This is a genomic window from Kistimonas asteriae (genome assembly GCF_018263925.1).
Lineage (GTDB): Bacteria > Pseudomonadota > Gammaproteobacteria > Pseudomonadales > Endozoicomonadaceae > Kistimonas > Kistimonas asteriae.
On the sequence record NZ_JAEVHF010000014.1, the window covers coordinates 37,334 to 56,703 of the forward strand.

Annotated in this window: 16 protein-coding genes; 14 read left to right on the plus strand and 2 right to left on the minus strand. The window is 54.1% G+C overall.

Annotated elements, in window-relative coordinates:
• Positions 1-90: 90 nt before the first annotated feature.
• Together KHS78_RS15680 and KHS78_RS15685 are read right to left on the minus strand one after the other, a co-directional pair.
• Complete coding sequence (locus KHS78_RS15680; protein WP_211829417.1) at positions 91-1,035, minus strand: hypothetical protein; 945 nt, start codon at positions 1,033-1,035, stop codon at positions 91-93.
• 217 nt (positions 1,036-1,252) lie between these two features.
• The gene (locus KHS78_RS15685; RefSeq protein WP_211829418.1) at positions 1,253-1,723 is read right to left on the minus strand and encodes a Dps family protein; all 471 of its coding nucleotides are present in this window, start codon (positions 1,721-1,723) and stop codon (positions 1,253-1,255) included.
• A gap of 187 nt (positions 1,724-1,910) precedes the next feature.
• Here KHS78_RS15685 and KHS78_RS15690 point away from each other — a divergent pair, with 187 nt between their 5' ends.
• From KHS78_RS15690 to plsB, 14 genes are all read left to right on the plus strand, one after another.
• Complete coding sequence (locus tag KHS78_RS15690) at positions 1,911-2,903, plus strand: MBL fold metallo-hydrolase (RefSeq protein WP_211829419.1); 993 nt, start codon at positions 1,911-1,913, stop codon at positions 2,901-2,903.
• 108 nt (positions 2,904-3,011) lie between these two features.
• Positions 3,012-5,069: a choline/carnitine O-acyltransferase gene (locus KHS78_RS15695; RefSeq protein ID WP_211829420.1), complete on the plus strand. Its 2,058-nt coding sequence runs from the start codon at positions 3,012-3,014 to the stop codon at positions 5,067-5,069.
• 360 nt (positions 5,070-5,429) lie between these two features.
• The gene (gene rsxA / locus KHS78_RS15700) at positions 5,430-6,014 is read left to right on the plus strand and encodes an electron transport complex subunit RsxA (protein WP_211829497.1); all 585 of its coding nucleotides are present in this window, start codon (positions 5,430-5,432) and stop codon (positions 6,012-6,014) included.
• 10 nt (positions 6,015-6,024) lie between these two features.
• Positions 6,025-6,624, plus strand: coding sequence for an electron transport complex subunit RsxB (rsxB, locus tag KHS78_RS15705; RefSeq protein WP_211829421.1), 600 nt, complete (start codon positions 6,025-6,027; stop codon positions 6,622-6,624).
• Complete coding sequence (gene rsxC / locus KHS78_RS15710) at positions 6,621-8,966, plus strand: electron transport complex subunit RsxC (RefSeq protein ID WP_211829422.1); 2,346 nt, start codon at positions 6,621-6,623, stop codon at positions 8,964-8,966. The genes rsxB and rsxC overlap by 4 nt, the downstream gene beginning before the upstream one ends.
• Before the next feature lie 2 nt (positions 8,967-8,968).
• A complete protein-coding gene (gene rsxD / locus KHS78_RS15715; protein ID WP_211829423.1) occupies positions 8,969-10,030 on the plus strand; it encodes an electron transport complex subunit RsxD in 1,062 nt (353 codons plus the stop codon).
• 2 nt (positions 10,031-10,032) lie between these two features.
• Positions 10,033-10,695, plus strand: a complete 663-nt coding sequence (gene rsxG / locus KHS78_RS15720; protein WP_211829424.1) for an electron transport complex subunit RsxG — start codon at positions 10,033-10,035, stop codon at positions 10,693-10,695.
• A complete protein-coding gene (locus KHS78_RS15725; RefSeq protein ID WP_211829425.1) occupies positions 10,682-11,392 on the plus strand; it encodes an electron transport complex subunit E in 711 nt (236 codons plus the stop codon). Before rsxG ends, KHS78_RS15725 begins: the two co-directional genes overlap by 14 nt.
• Before the next feature lie 347 nt (positions 11,393-11,739).
• Positions 11,740-13,260 carry an acetaldehyde dehydrogenase ExaC gene (gene exaC / locus KHS78_RS15730; RefSeq protein ID WP_211829426.1) on the plus strand — a complete coding sequence of 507 codons (1,521 nt, stop codon included), beginning with the start codon at positions 11,740-11,742 and terminating at the stop codon, positions 13,258-13,260.
• A 134-nt stretch (positions 13,261-13,394) separates the two neighbouring features.
• On the plus strand, positions 13,395-14,027 hold the full coding sequence (nth, locus tag KHS78_RS15735; protein WP_211829427.1) for an endonuclease III: 633 nt from the start codon (positions 13,395-13,397) through the stop codon (positions 14,025-14,027).
• Positions 14,028-14,163: 136 nt separating this feature from the next.
• Complete coding sequence (gene dapE / locus KHS78_RS15740; RefSeq protein ID WP_211829428.1) at positions 14,164-15,300, plus strand: succinyl-diaminopimelate desuccinylase; 1,137 nt, start codon at positions 14,164-14,166, stop codon at positions 15,298-15,300.
• 157 nt (positions 15,301-15,457) lie between these two features.
• Positions 15,458-16,315, plus strand: coding sequence for a putative RNA methyltransferase (locus KHS78_RS15745; RefSeq protein WP_211829429.1), 858 nt, complete (start codon positions 15,458-15,460; stop codon positions 16,313-16,315).
• A gap of 50 nt (positions 16,316-16,365) precedes the next feature.
• Positions 16,366-16,743: a hypothetical protein gene (locus tag KHS78_RS15750; RefSeq protein ID WP_211829430.1), complete on the plus strand. Its 378-nt coding sequence runs from the start codon at positions 16,366-16,368 to the stop codon at positions 16,741-16,743.
• Between the two features lie 143 nt (positions 16,744-16,886).
• The gene (gene plsB / locus KHS78_RS15755) at positions 16,887-19,352 is read left to right on the plus strand and encodes a glycerol-3-phosphate 1-O-acyltransferase PlsB (protein WP_211829431.1); all 2,466 of its coding nucleotides are present in this window, start codon (positions 16,887-16,889) and stop codon (positions 19,350-19,352) included.
• Positions 19,353-19,370: the final 18 nt, after the last annotated feature.

Here is a 19,370-nt window from a genome sequence, read left to right on the forward strand (position 1 = left end):
TGTCAGCGTTATATACCAAAGGGTAAGTAACTTTCTCTATACCCACATAGATGAATCATACTCGAAAGCATGCTTTATCAACCTGATGTTTTAATTAGACTTCCAATAAATAGGAACCGATAACGCAACCTGCATTGATTCCGATAACGCTTTACGAACAGGCATACGATAACTGGTGTACTGTTCATAACTTTCACCTGACTGCGACTCATCGACAATATCATTCTCTGACCCACTGACGGGGGCTATGACAGATACCTCGCCCTTATCACCTGGAGTAGCTCCATCATCCTGACGTGACAGGTTATACTCATCACCAAACTGTTCCACAAATATTTTTTCAAGCGCCAAACGCTCATCTTCAAAAGCAAAAGTCTCTACTAAACCTGGCGTCAAGCCCTGCATTGTAGGGCGAATCATTGTCTCCAAATAACACACCGATAACTCTATATAGTTACAAAGATATTCTTTCAAATTCTCTGGAATACGAGGATTTCTTCTTATTGAAGCAAGATTGTCCATGAGGTTGAGTATTTGCCTATCGGTTGATTCCAGACATGCCTCAACATCAATGCCTGCAACACTATCCATATCCATGGCTGCCAATTTTAAGATTGCACACCGAAACTCCTGGCGTTCGAGCATACATGGCCGTATTTTTTCATAGTTTTCTTTGTTTCTTTCGAATCGCTTTCGTGGTGCAATATTCAAATCGCTCGGCCTGCGCATTGGACGCCTTCTTTTGAGAACAGGAGACTGATCCTTCAGCCCTTCAATATTTGAAAATTGTTTCACCATCGTTTTCACATGACCTGATATAGGTCTTTCTCTCAAAGGAATACCTGGAGTAAAACCTGCTTCGCTTGATAATGGCTGCGAAGTCGCTTTGTGTTCTGCTAATTGTTTGAATAACAATTTCGCCGCAGGCGCAGAAGGCTTTACAGGTGATCCTTTTGATTTTCTCCTTCGCTGCTTATTAATGCCATCATGATGTGACAATGAATGCCTATGCCTTATTGTGCATTCGAACTTCATCCTATCCCCCAATATGTTTACGGTAATATTTAATGGCATTAAAAGCTGCCAAAAAAAGTTGCACTAAAATAACCTAAAAACATTACCTAGACAGCCCAGGAACAGAAATAGTTCATAACAATACAATCAGGTTAATACTATGCGTTAGGAAGAATGTACAATGCCCCGATGATTTTTAATATCATCGGGGCATTGTACATTAAAACGACAATAAGGGTTACTGAAGGTAAGCATTCAGCATCCACAGGAGTTTTTCCTGCTCACGAATGTAGTCAGACATTAACGCCACCGTCCCTTCATCACCGGCATCGCTCGCCAGTGCCATAATTTCACGCTGTTTGACCAATATCTTGCTGAAGCTGTCCACCAGGTTGCCGACACAGGCCTTGCCTTCGGTCACATTCGTATGTTCGGCAATCTCACTGTGCTCCAGGTAGCCACTGAAACAATGTTCCGGCGTATGCCCCAGGGTCACAATGCGCTCTGCAAGTTCGTCCACCTTGTTCTGAAGGTCGGTATAAATCTCTTCAAACTTCTGATGCAGCTGGAAAAAACTACCACCACGGATATTCCAGTGGTAACCCCGGCTGTTCATATACAGCACCTGGTAGCTGGCCAGGAGACGGTTCAGCTGTTCAGCAATGGCGGCACTATGGTTAAGTTCAAGACCAATCAGGTTCTTGTTCATGGTTGCGTTCCTCTTTCATCAATCGATTTGCTGAGATGAAAGATATGCCTGATGAAACGTTGCCGCTAATTAATTAATGTTAATCTGTTGATACACTCTCACTATCACAAGCGCAAGGTTGATTATCTTCACCTCCTTAAACGGGTAACATAGTCACGGTCACACAATTCTGGATAACCGAACCCTCATGGAACTAACATTCCTGGGCACCTCTGCCGGCGTACCCACCCGACACCGTAATGTCACAGCACTGGCCCTGCAGCCTGAACAGGTGCGCCCATGGATTCTGGTTGATTGCGGTGAAGGCACTCAGCATCGCTTACTGCGATGCCCACTCTCGGTGGCTAAACTCGGCCTTATCCTGATCACGCACCTACATGGTGATCATTGTTATGGCCTGCCCGGTCTTCTGGCCAGCCGCGCCATGACAACACTCGCTCGCGAACATCAATCACTGACACTGATCGGCCCAAAAGGCCTGAAGGCCATGCTTGAAGCCATCATGCATTACTCGCAGCTGTCACTGAATTTCCCCCTGGAGATTATTGAGTTGCCCGATCATGGGGGTGAGTATCACTGGCACAACCATGGGATTAAGGCCATTCCCCTGAAGCACAATATCACCAGCTTTGCCTATTGCATCCGTGAACCAGCATTCCCGGGACCGTTTGATAAATCACTGACAATGGCTGACGGTATTCCGGAAGGGCCACTCTATGGCCGCTTAAAAAACAGGGAAACGCTGACACTTGACGATGGCCGCACCGTGTCCGGCGCCACTTACTGCCTGCCCGACACACCCGGCCGAACCATCATTATTGGCGGAGACAACGAAGAACCGAAGTTACTGCAACCGTATCTGCAGGATTGCGATCTCCTGGTTCACGAAGCGACGTACACAGAAACTGTCTATCAACAGCTAGCCATCAACGTGCAACACAGTACTGCCGCACAGGTGGCGCAAACCTGTTCGGACACACCAATTCCTAACCTCATCCTGACGCATTTCAGCCCCCGTTACCAAACCATAAAAGGGAGTTCAGCCAACAGCCGATCCCTTGACGAAGTAGAACAGGAAGCGAGACATTTTTTTACCGGCATGCTATTTCTTGCCAACGATTTCGATACGTTTCTGTTGGGACGGACAAAAAAACTGTCCTTATGTAAGCCACAACGATAAAGACATTCATTATGTGGGGATAATAAGCCTTACTCAGCCTGTCAACGTTGTCAGAACTTACAATGCCCCCATGCTGTCATAATTCCTGTATTAGAACAGGTAGAGAGCATGGCTATGGAGCTCATTGGACCACACTCAAGCATCCCGACCCGCAAACGTCCCGCCGATTCGAAGCAGGACCAAACGCCACGTCCCAGAAAATCGCCAAGACTCTTAGCCCGTAAGCGTCAGACCGATTCACATCAGGCCGAGACGATACGCCCTGAAAAAGCGGCAAGACTCTCTTCAACAGCATCCACCGGATTATTTGCGCCAGATACGTCATCACGGGCACGCAAAATCACAACAGTTGAATACAAAACCCCACCAAAGTGGACAATGCCGGATCTGAACAATACGCTGGACGAACTGAAAACAATGGCCAGCGAGGCCGCAACACTGGATGAAGAGCTGCACAAACATCAGGCAAGCTTCAAAAAAGATCTGGACGATTTCGTAACAGTGTCTGCTGAACCACTTCAGAAAAAACTTCTGAAACAGTCCAGGAAACCAAGTGGATGGTTGAAGCCTTTTTGGGATGAAATGTATCTCAAAGCAAGGAATGCGACACCCATCAATGTCAGCTTTGCCGTCGAATTCGATAAAAGCGCATGGCTTGAAAAACCATCCCATGAACAATTGGCAGACGTTATCCTTGCTGTTTCTGAACACTACGACCAACTGCAGGCAGGAACTCTGCCGCAGGACACATACACAACACGCGACAAAGAACAACATCCAGTTTGCATGGATCAGGTTCTCAGGTTATTCAATAACCGTAAACCCAAACAGGAGAAGGATATCCTGAAACCTTGCGCAGAAGAGGAAGATACAAGCAATAAAGAACAATCTATCCTCGTGCTATCCGGTGGACATATGCACACCCTGCAAATTGCTGACAAAAACGGTCATCGAATCGAACGCTCACACCTTGCCAAACTGTTAGCCTTTCTGCAGACAAAGAAAAGCACTCGGTCAGCAGTTGACCTGACGCCACTGACCGCTGTCGATCGAGACCTATGCGCCACGCTTCAGACGCAGCTTCTTCATGACAGCGGCAAGAATGCTCGCCTCATGCAACAGGTCGACAGCGCCTTCTGCTGCGTATGTCTTGACAGGGATCAGGCTATCGATGCTCAAGATGTCAATCCTGATTCTACCGCCCGCCAGTTTCTGGCCGGCAATGGTAACGATCGATGGTTTGATAAAACAGTGCAGATTGTTATGCAAGCCGACGGCAAAATCGGCGCCACCCTGGAACACACACCGGCCGATGCCGACGCCTATCTCCCTATTTTCAAGCGCATCAACGACAACTTCAGTGCCGAACCATCGACTGAAGGCAACCTGACACCCACACCCAAAAAGCTGGACTGGGATATTAATCCATCACTCAAAGAATTCATTCAAACGCAGCGCTCACACTTTAAGAACGCTATCAAAGCAACCCATTTAAAGGAAATAGAGATCCCTGACATTGGACGCGCCACGCTCAGGGGTAAACACAATATCAGTCCGGATTCTTTTTATCAGGTAGCCTTCCAGGTAGCAGCTTGGCGCACCTGGGAATCCATGGTACCCACCTATGAATCCGTCGCCATGCGCCATCTTCATTTGGGCCGTACAGAATGCCTTCGTAGCTGGTCCGCCGAAGCGATAGCACTGGCTAAGGGATTACAAGACCCTCAAACAACAGACAAACAAAAACAAGCACTCCTAATACAGGCAGCTGAGAGACACAGCAAAAAAATCAAAGACTGCAAGGCTGGTAAAGGTATTGTCCGACACCTGTTTGCCCTCAAGAAGACCTGGGAAAAATTTGGTCCGAAACTCGGTATACCTGAAAAGCCCCGACTGTTTGAAAACCCCTTGTTCAAGGCGTTAATCAATACCAATACACTGTCAACGTCCTGCGTGGTGTCTCCAGCTGTTCGGCGCTTCCTGTTTGGGCCCGTCGAAGACGATGGACTCGGAATCGCTTACTACCCCAATGATCAAGAGTTTCGAATGACGATCAGTTACAACGGGAAAAACGAGGAGAAGGCTACAGCATTCGAACTCGCTTTCAAGCAGGTCGTTGATAAGCTAACAGCGCTGCTTTCCATCCCCAAAAGCGATTCATCATAATCTGCGCACTTACTTAACAGGCAATACAACCTCACTGGCCACTGGTGTTTTTCATTCAAAACCTTATAATTTCGCGGCTGGAAACGCCCTGCCCGAAGACACTTAAACCATGGCAGTGTGAACCGCGACATCCATAAGTATATAACCAAATATGCTTTACAAGATAACCAACCGCTATTGTATGGAATAACGCCCTGCCGGATAATAGGCCGCCTCAGGCGCGGGTCGCCATATAATAAAGTGCGCTGTTACCAGGAGCCGCGTCGTTAGTTACTACGACGCAAAGGTAAACAGCGCTTGTCGCAGCCCGGTGTGATACCGGCTGCCTTGCAGCTATCGGTGAGAGTCATGACCGAAACCCTGACCCAGCTGGCGCTGATCCTGTTGAGCGCAATACTGGTCAATAATTTTGTCCTTGTGCAGTTTCTCGGGCTTTGTCCGTTTATGGGGGTTTCCAACAAGCTGGAAACGGCCATGGGCATGTCGATGGCCACCACCTTTGTGCTGACCCTCGCGTCCATCTGCAGTTACATCACCTACGAATACATCCTGATCCCGCTGGGTCTGGAGTTTCTGAAAACCCTGTCGTTCATTCTGGTCATTGCCGTTGTCGTGCAATTTACCGAAATGGTGGTGCGAAAGGTCAGTCCGCTCCTCTACCGGGTCCTGGGCGTGTTCCTGCCGTTGATCACCAGTAACTGTGCAGTACTCGGCGTTGCCCTGCTGAACAGCAACCGTATGCACAGCAGCTTTGTGGACTCTGCCACCTACGGTTTCGGCGCGGCCATCGGCTTTTCGCTGGTACTGGTCCTGTTTGCCGCCATGCGTGAACGGATCGCGGTCGCCGACGTGCCGATTCCCTTTCGCGGCGCGGCCATCGGCATGATTACCGCCGGTCTGATGTCCCTGGCCTTCATGGGCTTTACCGGCCTGATCAAGCTGTAAGGGGGCATTGTTGGACATCATCATTCACGCGATTCTCGCCCTGCTGGTGCTGACCCTGATTTTTGGCGCCCTGCTGGGATTCGCCGCAGAAAAGTTCAAGGTAGAAGGCGATCCGATTGTTGACCAGATCAACGAACTGTTGCCGCAGACCCAGTGTGGCCAGTGTGGCCACCCCGGCTGCCGTCCCTACGCCGAAGCGATTGCGAACGGTGAAGCCATCAACCACTGTCCGCCGGGTGGTCAAAGCACCATTAACGCACTGGCCGATCTGCTGGATGTAGAAGCCGTTCCCCTGGATGGTGAGCACGGCACCGAAAAGCCGCCCATGGTCGCTTATATCCGGGAAGACGAATGCATCGGCTGCACCAAGTGTATCCAGGCCTGTCCTGTGGACGCCATTCTTGGCGCCGCGAAACAAATGCACACGGTCATCGTCAATGAGTGCACGGGGTGTGATCTCTGTGTCGAACCCTGCCCTGTAGACTGTATCGATATGGTACCGCTTGAAGTGACAACAAAAAGCTGGGCATGGAGCCTGCCAGTGCCGCCGGAACAACTGATCGCCACTGACCGCCGGCCCGCGCCCGGACCGGGGGATCAGGCTGCATGAGTAACCTGATTACTATTCACGAGTTCCCGGGTGGCGTTCACCCACCGGAAAACAAACAGCAATCAACCCGGACGGCGATCGCTACACCACCGCTGTCCGCCGAGTATGTGTTACCACTGAACCAGCACTCCGGCTCACCGGCCCAGGTATTGGTCAAAGTCGGTGACAGTGTATTAAAAGGACAGTTGCTGGCACGGGCCAGCGGCTTTGTCAGTGCGCCGGTACATGCGCCGACCTCTGGCACCATCACGGCGATTGAAGCCCGTAAAGTCCCCCACCCTTCCGGGCTGACCGAAACCTGTATCGTGCTGGCCAGTGATGGGGACGACCACTGGTGCGAACTGTTCCCCGAGCCAGACTATACGACGGTAGACCATCAAGCACTGATTCGGCGTATCTACGACGCGGGCATTGTCGGTCTGGGTGGCGCTGGCTTCCCTGCCGCTGTGAAGATGGCGTCACGCAACGAAGACAAAATCCATACCCTGGTCGTCAACGGCGCCGAGTGTGAACCCTATATCACCGCTGATGACATGCTGATGCGTGAGCGTGCCGATCGCATCGTCAGCGGTATTGATATCCTCTGCCACCTGCTGCATCCGGAACAGGTGCTCATTGGCATTGAGGACAACAAGCCTGACGCCGCAAAGGCAATGGAACGTGCCTGCCAGGACCGCGCTTACCAGGTCGTTACCGTGCCCACCAAATACCCGTCCGGCGACGCCCAGCGACTGATTTATCTGCTAACCGGGCGGGAAGTCCCCAGCGATGCGCGCTCGGTGGATATCGGCATTCTCTGCTACAACACCGGCACGATTGCTGCGATCCATGATGCCATTATCCTGGGCAGGCCACTGATCTCCCGGATCACAACCCTGACAGGGGATGCGCTGGCACAACCTCAAAACGTTGAAGCGCTCATCGGCACCCCGGCTAACGACCTATTGGCCTTTGCCGGTCTCAGGCAGGATTCGATGAACAACCTGGTCCTGGGTGGCCCCATGATGGGATTCACCCTGGACAGCACCGATATTCCTGTGATTAAAACCACCAACTGCCTGATTGCCGGTACGGCGCAGGAGTTCCCGGCAGCGCCCCCCGCCCGTGCCTGCATACGCTGCGGAGACTGTGCCGTCGCCTGCCCGGTGTCGCTGTTGCCACAGCAACTTTACTGGCATGCAAAGGCCGCGAACAATGATCAACTGCAACACCATAACCTGTTTGACTGCATAGAATGTGGTGCCTGTTCCTATGTCTGCCCCAGCAACATTCCGCTGGTGCAGTACTTCCGAGCCGGCAAGGACGAGATCCGGCTGCAGCAGGCGAAACACGAAAAAGCCGAACAGTCAAAGCGCCGCTTTGAAAATCGTCAGCAGCGTCTGGAACGCATGGCGGCAGAAAAAGAAGCTAAGCGCAAAGCCAATGCCGAGCGGGCCGCCCAACTCAAGGCTGCACGGGAAGCGGAGAAGTCTGCTCCTGCCAAAGCGTCTGAAGCGACAGCAGATGAGGGAAAACAGGATGCCATCCAGGCCGCCATCGAACGGGCAAAAGCACGCAAACAGGCAGCGGCCGGACAACCCGCCAGCGAGCCTATACGCAAGGCACGCCCTACACTGAACCCTAGGCAAAAAGAGCTGAAGATACAGCTCTCCATGATCAATGCCCAACTGAAGAAGACGGATCGGACGCTCGCCCAGCTGGACGACAGTGATTCGGAAACAGCCGCTAAACTTCAGGCAGACATTGATCGCCTGCGTGAACAGCAGGCACAACTTCAGCAGGATTTTGATCAGGCAGGTGACACCACCGAGTCGGTTGGCACATCAGGCTCACAAGCAGCCCAGCCCCCAAAAGCAGCCAAACCATCCCTGAGCGATGATCAGAAAAAACTGAAGATCGAGCTGGCAATGGCCCGTGCTGAGTTGCGCAAGACCGAACGGGCGCTGGCAGAAGCGCTTGAGATTGACAACGATCAGACTGAAGCCCTCAAGGTCAAAGTCGAAAACTGTCGTCAAATTCTGGCCGAGCGTGAACAAGCGGTCGCTGAATCCGCCGACAACGGAACACCCGCGCCCACCCAGGAAAAACCAGCCAAGTCTAAACGGGTACCGTTGAGTGATGCGGCCAAAAAGCACAAAATCGAGAGCGCCATGGCATGGGCCAAGGTCAAAAAAGCACGGCGGGCACTGGAAAACACCTCTGCCGATGACGATATGACCACCCTTGAACAGGCGCTGAAGACGGCTGAAACCGAGGCACAACAGGCTGATGACGCTCTGGCTGCCTGCCTGGCACAGGAAACCGCGCCGTCTACCGCCGTCAACGAACAGCCGAAGGAATGACCATGGCGCTTATACGACAAACGTCACCCCATACCCTCGGCGCCAACCGGACGCCCAACGTCATGCAATGGGTACTGGCGGCCAGCCTGCCCGGTCTGCTGGCCCTGTCCGGATTCTTTGGCTGGGGCACGCTGATCAATCTGGCCTGGTGCTCGCTGATCGCCCTTGCGGCTGAGGCAGTTGTGCTTACCCTGCGTAAACGCCCACTGTCGTTCTACCTGAAAGACGGTTCCGCACTGGTCACATCCCTTCTTCTGGTACTGGCGCTGCCACCGTTCTCACCCTGGTGGCTCACGCTGACCGGTACGGTGTTTGCCATTGTGATTGGCAAACAGTTATACGGCGGCATGGGCTATAACCCGTTCAACCCGGCCATGCTGGGCTATGTGCTCCTGTTGATATCCTTCCCTCAGGAAATGACCAGCTGGGCCCCACCGACGGGTGTTGAAGGGCATCCGGCCATTACCGGTTTCGGTGATGCCTTCAGGGCTATTTTCACACCCGCCAGCAGTACGCTGGCGGTTGACGGATGGACCCTGGCCACCCCTCTGGATATCGTGCGTGAAAACCGCTCACTGACCATGCCGGAGCTATGGGAAAGCAAACCCCAACTGGAGGGAATGACCGGTATCGGCTGGTTCTGGGTCAACCTGGCGTTTCTGGCTGGCGGCCTGGTGCTGCTGTACCGGAAAGTTATCACCTGGCACGCACCCGCGGGCATGCTGGCAGGTCTGATCGTAATGTCACTGGTGTTCTGGGGAGGATCAGGGTCCGAATCACACGGTTCTCCGCTGCTCCATCTCTTTTCCGGCGCCACCATGCTGGGCGCCTTTTTCATCATTACCGATCCGGTCAGCGGTGCAACGTCCGCCAAGGGACGTTTTATTTTCGGCCTGGGCGTTGGGTTGATCACGTACATCATTCGAGCCTGGGGTGGTTACCCTGACGGTGTCGCCTTTGCCACGCTGCTGATGAACATGGCTGCCCCCACCATTGACTACTACACCCAGCCCCGTACCTACGGCCACAAAAAACCGAAACGGGGGCTGGCGAAGTCTGAATAACCATGACTGCACTCTTTCGAACCATCAGTAAAAACAGCCTGACGCTGGGTCTGTTCGCGGTACTGACAACCGGCCTCGTGGCATTGACCTGGTACGCCACGCGCGACCAGATAACCAGCCAGGTACGCGCCAGCGAAGAAAAGGCCCTGCACGAGGTATTGCCTCTGTCAGCGTTTGACAACAGTCTGCTCGATACCCGTGTCATACTGCCAGAACCCGAGCGACTGGGCCCTTACGTGCAACCGCCTGAAGCGTATATCGCATTTCAGAACGATAAACCGTCAGCCATCATCCTGCCGGTCGTCGCACCTGACGGTTACAGTGGCCGAATCAACCTGCTGGTCGGTATTTATGCCGACGGACGAATATCCGGCGTTCGGGTCATTACCCACAAGGAAACCCCCGGCCTGGGCGACAGCATTGATACCCGTATTTCTGACTGGATTCTGGGTTTTAATGGCAAGTCCATCAATCATCCAGCCGGGGAAGGCTGGGCCGTGCGCAAGGATGGTGGTGAGTTTGACCAGTTTACCGGTGCGACCATTACCCCCCGCGCGGTTGTTGCGGCCGTTCGCCGTAGCCTGGACTATTTTGCCGATTACCATAGCGCCCTGTTCACCAACGGGCTTCAACGCCTGAAGGAGTCACCCCATGGCCAGCACTGACCCGCGTCATATCGCCCTGGAAGGTCTGTGGAAAAACAACCCGGCACTGGTGCAGCTGCTGGGCCTGTGTCCACTGCTGGGCGTCTCCAACAGTGTCGTGAACGCACTGGGCCTTGGCATTGCCACGATTGCGGTGCTGACCTTTTCCAACATCGCGGTCTCCCTGTTCAGACGACAGATGACAGAAGCCATCCGTTTACCCGTATTCGTGATGGTCATCGCTTCACTGACCACCTGCGTTGAACTCCTGATGCAGGCCTACACCTATGAGCTGTACAAGATACTGGGGATTTTTATCCCGCTGATTGTCACCAACTGCATTATTCTTGGTCGGGCCGATGCTTACGCGTCAAAACACGGCATTGCACCCGCCGCACTGGATGGCTTCATGATGGGCACCGGCTTTACGCTGGTACTGGTATTGCTGGGGGGCTTACGGGAGCTGGTCGGACAGGGCACTCTCTTTGCCAACATGCACCTGCTGTTTGGACCCGTTGCTGAGAACTGGCAAATGACAGTCATACCCGACTACAAGAAATTCCTGTTTGCGATTCTACCGCCGGGTGCATTCGTCTTCATGGGCTTCCTGATAGCCTTGAAAAACCTTCTGGATGAGCGCATAACGACACACCAGTTATCTAAAAAAACAACATCGGTGGGCAGCAAGCGTGTCCGGGTAACCGGAACCATCCAGTAAACCATAGCTGCCACAGCCTCTATAATCTGTCGCCAGCTTTCTTGAGCCAACTTGACAAACTATCTCGCAAGTTGGCATTGCAACCAGTCTTAGTTTTTCTAAAGCACTATCAAGCCTGAATTTTTCAATACGGTTGTTCCAAATTTACCCCGTTTGCAATCGTCTCTATCGCCCGTAACCATTTCAAACATAATCAAACATGCCGAAGTTCGCTTTTGTGAGCAAATATACGACAAATGCCTAATTACATAAGGGTTGCTTTCATACCATCATTGGATCTTGGTACACACCTCAATAACAGGTGAGAACCACAACACAATCCGTACAGTATCGGAGCACCAAGGTTCATGATCTACGTACAACCCGGCCATGAAGGCTCACTGACTCACTTCAAGCCCCGCTACGACAACTTCATCGGGGGCGAGTGGGTAGCACCGCTCGAAGGCCGCTACTTCACCAACCACTCGCCACTGACCGGCGAGCATATCTGTGAAGTTGCCCGCTCCAGCGCCGCCGACGTCGAGCTGGCACTGGACCACGCCCACAAGGCCCGCGCCAGCTGGGCGAAGACCTCCACCACCGAACGTTCCAACATCCTGCTGCGCATTGCCGATCGCCTTGAGCAGAACCTGGAAATGCTGGCCGTGGCCGAAACCTGGGAAAACGGCAAGCCGATCCGCGAAACCCTGAACGCCGACCTACCCCTGGTAGTTGACCATTTCCGCTATTTCGCCGGCTGCATCCGCGCCCAGGAAGGCACCATCGGCGAAATCGACGCCAATACCACCTCCTACCATTTCCATGAGCCGATCGGTGTGGTCGCCCAGATCATTCCCTGGAACTTCCCGCTGCTGATGGCGGCCTGGAAGCTGGCACCGGCCCTGGCGGCCGGCTGCTGCGTGGTGATGAAGCCCGCCAGCCAGACCCCAGCCTCCATCCTCATGCTGGTCGACCTGATCGCTGATCTGCTGCCGGCCGGTGTTATCAACGTGGTCAGCGGCTTCGGCGGCGAGGCCGGTGAAGTGCTGGCCACCAGCAAGCGTATCGCCAAACTGGCATTTACCGGTTCCACGCCGGTAGGTTCCCACATGATGCACTGCGCGGCGGAATCCATCATCCCCTGCACCGTCGAGCTGGGCGGCAAGTCCCCGAATGTCTTCTTCGCCGATATCCTCCAGCAAGAAGAGGACTACATCAGCAAAGCCGTTGAAGGCATGCTGATGGCATTCCTGAACCAGGGTGAAATCTGCAGCTGTCCGTCCCGGGCACTGGTGCAGGAATCCATGTACGACGAATTCATGGAAAAGGTGCTGGAACGCGCCCGTCAGATCCGTATGGGCAACCCGCTGGATACCGACACCATGATCGGCGCCCAGGCCAGTCAGAACCAGCTGGACAAGATCCTTGGCTACATGAAGATCGGTCAGGAAGAAGGCGCCACCTGCCTGTTGGGCGGTGACCGTGCACAGCTGGATGGCTCACTGGCCAACGGCTACTACGTCCAGCCGACCATCCTGAAAGGTAACAACGACATGCGGATCTTCCAGGAGGAGATCTTTGGTCCCGTACTGTCCGTTGCCACCTTCAAGGATGAGCAGGAAGCCCTCGCTATCGCCAACGATACCCAGTTTGGTCTTGGCGCCGGTGTCTGGACCCGCGACATGAACCGTGCCCAGCGCATGGGACGCGGCATTGAAGCCGGCCGGGTCTGGATCAACTGCTACCACCTCTACCCGGCACACGCCGCCTTTGGGGGTTACAAGCAGTCCGGCGTGGGTCGTGAAACCCACCGGATGATCCTGGATCACTACCAGCAGACCAAGAACATGCTGGTCAGCTACGATACGTCCCCGCTCGGCTTCTTCTAAGCCCGACCAAACCCGGCTGGTTAACCCGGCCGGGACTTCCGTTGTCAGCGCAACTGACTACGACCGCCAGCCCCCCATTCCACTGCCTGTCATGCTATGATCCCGCCGTTTGATGAGAATGTAAGGCATCATAAATGAACAAGGAAAAACGCAGACTGATCTTTGAACGTCTACGTGAGAATAATCCGCACCCCACCACCGAACTGGAATACACAACACCGTTTGAATTGCTGATCGCGGTGATTCTGTCGGCCCAGGCCACTGACGTTGGTGTTAACAAGGCGACCCGCAAACTCTATCCTGTGGCGAATACGCCGGAAGCCATCTATGCCCTCGGAGTTGACGGCCTGAAGGAATACATAAAAACCATCGGCCTGTTTAACAGCAAGGCGGAGAATGTCATCAAAACCTGCCGAATCCTCATTGACCAACACAACAGCGTCATACCGGATAACCGGGAGGACCTGGAAGCGCTACCGGGTGTTGGGCGAAAAACCGCCAATGTCATCCTCAATACCGCCTTTGGTCAGCCGGCCATGGCAGTGGATACCCACATTTTCAGGGTTGCCAACCGCACGGGCATTGCGCCGGGCAAAAATGTGCTGGACGTTGAAAAGCGCCTGCTCCGGCTAGTCCCCAGGGAATTCCTGATTGATGCGCATCACTGGCTGATTCTGCATGGCCGTTACGTCTGCAAGGCCCGCAAGCCCCAGTGTGGTTCCTGCATCATTGAGGATCTGTGTGAATACCGGGACAAAACAGAATAATAATGGCGCCTGGTTGGCTGACGTCGTTTGGTTTGTGACACTGACCGGTTTGAAAGGAACGACAACACATAGGGTGGAAACATTCTGCTAAGATAGCGTCTCTTTAATAATCACAACAGTTTTACCGGAAGCATCAATGGAGTCACATTCGCCTACTGTCACACTTGCCTGTGACCTGATATCGCGCCCCTCAGTCACCCCAGACGACGCTGGCTGTCAGGATCTGCTGGCCGATCGGCTCGCCCCCCTGGGGTTCATGATTGAGCGACTGCGCTATGGCGACGTGGATAATATCTGGCTACGTCGCGGTAACCGCGGGCCAGTGCTGGCCTTTGCCGGTCATACCGATGTTGTGCCAACGGGCCCCGAGGATCGCTGGGATTCTCCACCTTTTACTCCAACGTTCAAAGACGGTTACCTGTACGGACGCGGCGCCGCTGACATGAAAGGCAGTCTGGCGGCCATGATAACAGCCATTGAGCGCTTCCTCGCCAAGCATCCTGGCCATAAAGGGTCCATTGCCCTGCTGATCACCAGTGATGAGGAAGGCCCGGCCGTTAATGGCACCCAGAAAGTCATGGAAACGCTGGAAGGCCGTAACGAAAAAATTGACTGGTGCATTGTTGGTGAACCTTCCAGCACGGAAAAGACGGGGGATGTCGTCAAAAATGGCCGCCGCGGTTCACTGACCGGCGAGCTTACTGTCAAAGGTCATCAGGGCCATGTCGCCTATCCCCATCTGGCGGACAACCCGGTCCACCGGACAACACCGGCACTGACTGAACTGGCAGAATCAGTCTGGGATGAGGGTAACGCATTCTTTCCAGCCACCAGCTTCCAGATCTCCAATATTCATGCGGGCACCGGTGCTGGCAATGTGATTCCCGGTGAACTGGATGTGATGTTTAACTTCCGGTTTTCCACGGAACAGACCGATCAACAACTCAGGGAACGCACCGATGCGATCCTGCAAAGCCATAACCTGGAATATGATCTGAACTGGACACTGTTTGGCCAACCGTTCCTGACCTCTGAAGGCCCATTGATTGATGCCACAGTAGAAGCTATCCGCGATATCACCGGCATGGACACCCAGCTGCTGACGACGGGCGGCACCTCCGATGGCCGTTACATTGCCCCGACCGGCACCCAGGTGGTTGAGCTGGGCCCCTGCAATGCGACCATTCACCAGGTCAATGAGTGCGTCAAGGCCGATGACCTGGATATCCTCAGCAACATCTATGAACAGGTCCTGGTGAACCTGCTGACCTGATCGCCCGGTTTTTCCTGCAGTCGGGATAATGGATGATCCCCGTTGCAGAACTGCTGTCTGATACCCTGCAAGCTCTGATACAATTTCAGCCTTTCATACATCCATATCCGGTAATCGGTCTTTCGCCCTTACCCTCTCAGCCTGCAGTTAACCTCCAATGACATCAGTCTCCCAAGCCCTCTTTACCCGAGATAGACTTCGTTGCCCTGTTTGCCATGCGCCATTAGCGGTATCCGGCAATGGCATGGAGTGCACCTCCCGGCACCGTTTTGACTTCGCCCGGCAAGGCTACCTGAACCTGTTGCTCAGCCATAAGATGAATAGCCGACAGCCTGGCGACAACCAGGACATGGTTGCGGCTCGCACCCGGTTTCTGGACGCAGGCCATTATCAGCCTGTCAGCGATGCCGTCGCACAGGCTGCGACCCAGCTACTCACTGACAGGGAAGACCCCGTCATTCTGGATGCCGGCTGCGGCGAGGGCTATTACACCCACCAGCTGAAAACCGCTATCCCCAATGCGGACCTGTATGCACTGGATATCTCCAAGCCCGCCATACGGGCCTGCTGCCAGCGCAGCCGCGCCATTCACTGGTTGATTGGCAGTGTGGCTGACCTGCCAATGGCGGATAACAGTACCGACCTGGTGGTCAGCATCTTTTCCCGGATTGACTGGGATACGTTTGCACGGGTGCTGAAACCCGCCGGCCATCTGGTCATTCTGGCACCTGGCGCCAATCACCTGATGTCTCTGCGGGAAGCCATCTATGAAGAGGTACGAAGCTACCAGCCCGGCAAGGTTCTGAACAGCATGCCGGAAACCTATACAGTCATCAGCGAACACACCGTTCAGGCGGACTTTTGCCTTAACAGCGCGGCAGACATCCGTGATCTGCTGGCTATGACGCCCCATAACTGGCATATTAGCGCCGCCCAGCGCCAGCGACTGGATGCATTGCATCAGCTGCAGTGCACAGCCGAGATCACGCTCTACACCCTTCAGCTGACACAGTAACCCGGCTTGCACACAGGCCATTCGCCGATCAGCCTACAGAGACACACACCATGCAGCAGCCCGATATTGAAATTTACGTCAAGCGCACGCCGATCGACGCTATCCTTTCCTGGCTGGAAACCTGTGCCGACGACATGTCGGATGTGACGCAACAGGGGCGCAGCCATTCGCTGACCCTGACACTCAATAGCCAGACGATTCCCGTCACCGTTGTCGAAGATGCCGCTGGTAAGGCCTGGACCAGTATCTGGCTCAACTCACCGGACACGCCCTGGGAAAGTGATGTCGACTGTGCCCGCGCCTGCCATACGGCGTTGAACTGCCAAATCCGCTGCAACGGCGCCTTCTGGCAGGAAGAGAGCGCTAACATGGATGAGTGGTGGCAGATCGCCGAAAACGGCGAAGAGCGACTCATTGAATGGGCATAACGCATGAAACGACTGTCTGGCATCAACGCCCGGTGGTAGAATAGCGCCCCTTGAGCCTGCCCTCTGTGAGAGCAGGCATGGAACCGGGTTTTCGGAGCTATACAGCCAGTTTCATCACCATGTCACCGAATCTGCAGACTTTTATGGATAAACCGATCCAACTCAGCCGCTTTCTGTTCAACCTGCTGCGGCGGCTTATGTTTTTCTGGGTCAGAACCCGGGTACAAAACAACACTGTTGAGGCACTCGGGCTCGACGCTGACAAACCTGTCATTTATGTACTGCAAAGCCGTTCTTTGTCTGACCTGCTGGTGTTGGACCGTGAATGCCAGAAAGCCGGCCTGCCCCGTCCTTATACACCACTGACAGGCCAGGCCATCAGTGAAAAGCACGCCTACTTTTTCCTTGCCCGCCCGGAAGGCCTGTTTCTGACGCGAGAGCGGATGTACCACTCTGACCGGCTGGTGCGACTGGTTAACGCGGTTGAAACCAATCACGATCAGGATGTACAGATTGTGCCTGTCAGCGTGTTCTGGGGACGGGCGCCTGACAAGGAAGACTCACCCCTGAAGCTACTGTTTGCCTGGAACTACAATGTTGGCAGTCGCTTCCGCAAATTTCTGGCGATCCTGATGCATGGCCGCCAGACTCTGGTGCACTTCAGCCCGGCACTGTCTCTACGTGAGATTGTTGACGAAGGACAGGACCATAACCGGACACTACGCAAGATCGGACGCATCCTCCGGGTTCACTTTCGGCAAATCCGTGCCTCCGTCCTTGGTCCTGACCTATCGCACCGGCGCATACTGGTCAACAGTATCATCAGCTCCGATACCGTGCGCAAAGTCATTACTGAACAGGCAGAAACCCGCAATATCCCCCTGGAAAAAGCCGAAGCCAAGGCCCGGGACTATGCCCGCGAGATTGTCTCTGACTTCAGCCATTCCGCCATTCGCTTCCTGGACATACTCCTGACCTGGTTCTGGAACAAGATATACAACGGTGTGGACATCAATCACATCGAACCGGTCCGAGACCTGGCAGGCAGCCATGAGCTGATTTATGTACCTTGCCACCGCAGCCATATCGACTACCTGCTGTTGTCCTATGTGCTGTATCACAAGGGGCTGCAGCCACCCCATATTGCGGCCGGCATAAACCTGAACATGCCACTGGTTGGCTCCCTGTTGCGTCGTTCCGGTGCATTCTTTATGCGTCGCAGTTTCAAGGACAATCCGCTCTATACTGCGGTATTCCACGAATACCTGCACACACTCTTCACCCGGGGGTTTCCAACCGAATACTTTGTCGAGGGCGGTCGCTCACGAACCGGACGCACCCTGCGCCCCAAGACCGGCATGCTGTCCATCACCCTGCGCAGTTTCCTGCGAGACAGCCGCAAGCCGATCGCTTTTGTCCCGGTCTATATCGGTTATGAAAAGCTGCTGGAAGTGAACACCTACCTGGGTGAACTTCATGGCAAGACCAAGAAAAAAGAATCGCCGCTGGACATTATTCGCACCGTCGCGGGTCTGAAAAACAGCTTCGGCCATGCCTATGTCAACTTTGGCGAGCCCATACTGCTGGATCAGTTCCTTAACCAGGTACAACCGGCCTGGCAAGCGCAGGACTATGGCGATAATCCTCGTCCTGCCTGGCTGTGGGACACGACGAATCAGCTCGGCACCCTGATTGCCAGCCGTATCAACAGTGCCGCCGCCATCAACCCGGTCAACCTGGTCGCCATGGTGCTGCTGAGCTCTCCCCGCCATGCGCTGGGAGAAGAAGAGCTGGTGATCCAGCTGGAAGCCTGTCAGGAACTGCTCGCCAAGGTACCCTACAACAGCCATACCACCCAGCCGGTGGGTATGTCCGGCCAGGATATGATCCGCTATGTGGAATCCATGAAAATGGTTTACCGGCAGACGGACAGCCTGGGCGATATCATCCGGATGGATGACCGCAATGCAGTCCTGATGACCTATTACCGCAACAATATCCTGCACCTGTTTGCCATCCCCTCGCTGATCAGCCGGATGTTTGCCAACAGCCACGCCATTGAGCAGCAGGAAGTCATCAATTTCTGCCGGATTCTGTATCCCTACCTGAAATCCGAGCTGTTCCTTCAGTGGGATATTGAAGCGCTGGACGAGATCGTCAAACACTGGCTCTCCGCCATGGCAGAAGCCGGCCTGCTGACGGTGGACGGCACCCTGCTGCGACGTCCGGAATCCGGCAGCACCGGCTTCATTACACTAACTATCCTGTCGCGTCCGATCCAACAGGCTCTTGAGCGTTTCTATGTTGTGATCAGTCTGATGCTGCGTAACGGGTCCGGCGAAGTCGATGCGGAATCCCTGGAAGGCCAGAGCCGGGATATGGCGCAACGGTTGTCCATCATTCACGGCCTCAATGCGCCGGAATTCTTTGATAAAACGCTGTTCCGGCACTTTATTGAGGAATTGCAACACAATGGCGTTGTTCGCATTAATGCTGACAACCAGCTGGAGTTTGGTGAGGAGATTGCGGTGGTCGCACGTGACGCCCGTCGGGTGTTACCCAGTGAGATCCGTCACAGCATTCTTCAGGTGACACACGCAGGTAGCTAACCTGCGTTCTTACATGTG

Bases quoted from the DNA above. Each gene is read 5' to 3' on its own strand.
- KHS78_RS15680 (WP_211829417.1), bottom strand. From the start codon at position 1,035: ATGAAGTTCGAATGCACAATAAGGCATAGGCATTCATTGTCACATCAT.
- KHS78_RS15685 (WP_211829418.1), bottom strand. From the start codon at position 1,723: ATGAACAAGAACCTGATTGGTCTTGAACTTAACCATAGTGCCGCCATT.
- KHS78_RS15690 (WP_211829419.1), top strand. From the start codon at position 1,911: ATGGAACTAACATTCCTGGGCACCTCTGCCGGCGTACCCACCCGACAC.
- KHS78_RS15695 (WP_211829420.1), top strand. From the start codon at position 3,012: ATGGCTATGGAGCTCATTGGACCACACTCAAGCATCCCGACCCGCAAA.
- rsxC (WP_211829422.1), top strand. From the start codon at position 6,621: ATGAGTAACCTGATTACTATTCACGAGTTCCCGGGTGGCGTTCACCCA.
- rsxD (WP_211829423.1), top strand. From the start codon at position 8,969: ATGGCGCTTATACGACAAACGTCACCCCATACCCTCGGCGCCAACCGG.
- rsxG (WP_211829424.1), top strand. From the start codon at position 10,033: ATGACTGCACTCTTTCGAACCATCAGTAAAAACAGCCTGACGCTGGGT.
- KHS78_RS15725 (WP_211829425.1), top strand. From the start codon at position 10,682: ATGGCCAGCACTGACCCGCGTCATATCGCCCTGGAAGGTCTGTGGAAA.
- exaC (WP_211829426.1), top strand. From the start codon at position 11,740: ATGATCTACGTACAACCCGGCCATGAAGGCTCACTGACTCACTTCAAG.
- nth (WP_211829427.1), top strand. From the start codon at position 13,395: ATGAACAAGGAAAAACGCAGACTGATCTTTGAACGTCTACGTGAGAAT.
- dapE (WP_211829428.1), top strand. From the start codon at position 14,164: ATGGAGTCACATTCGCCTACTGTCACACTTGCCTGTGACCTGATATCG.
- KHS78_RS15745 (WP_211829429.1), top strand. From the start codon at position 15,458: ATGACATCAGTCTCCCAAGCCCTCTTTACCCGAGATAGACTTCGTTGC.
- KHS78_RS15750 (WP_211829430.1), top strand. From the start codon at position 16,366: ATGCAGCAGCCCGATATTGAAATTTACGTCAAGCGCACGCCGATCGAC.
- plsB (WP_211829431.1), top strand. From the start codon at position 16,887: ATGGATAAACCGATCCAACTCAGCCGCTTTCTGTTCAACCTGCTGCGG.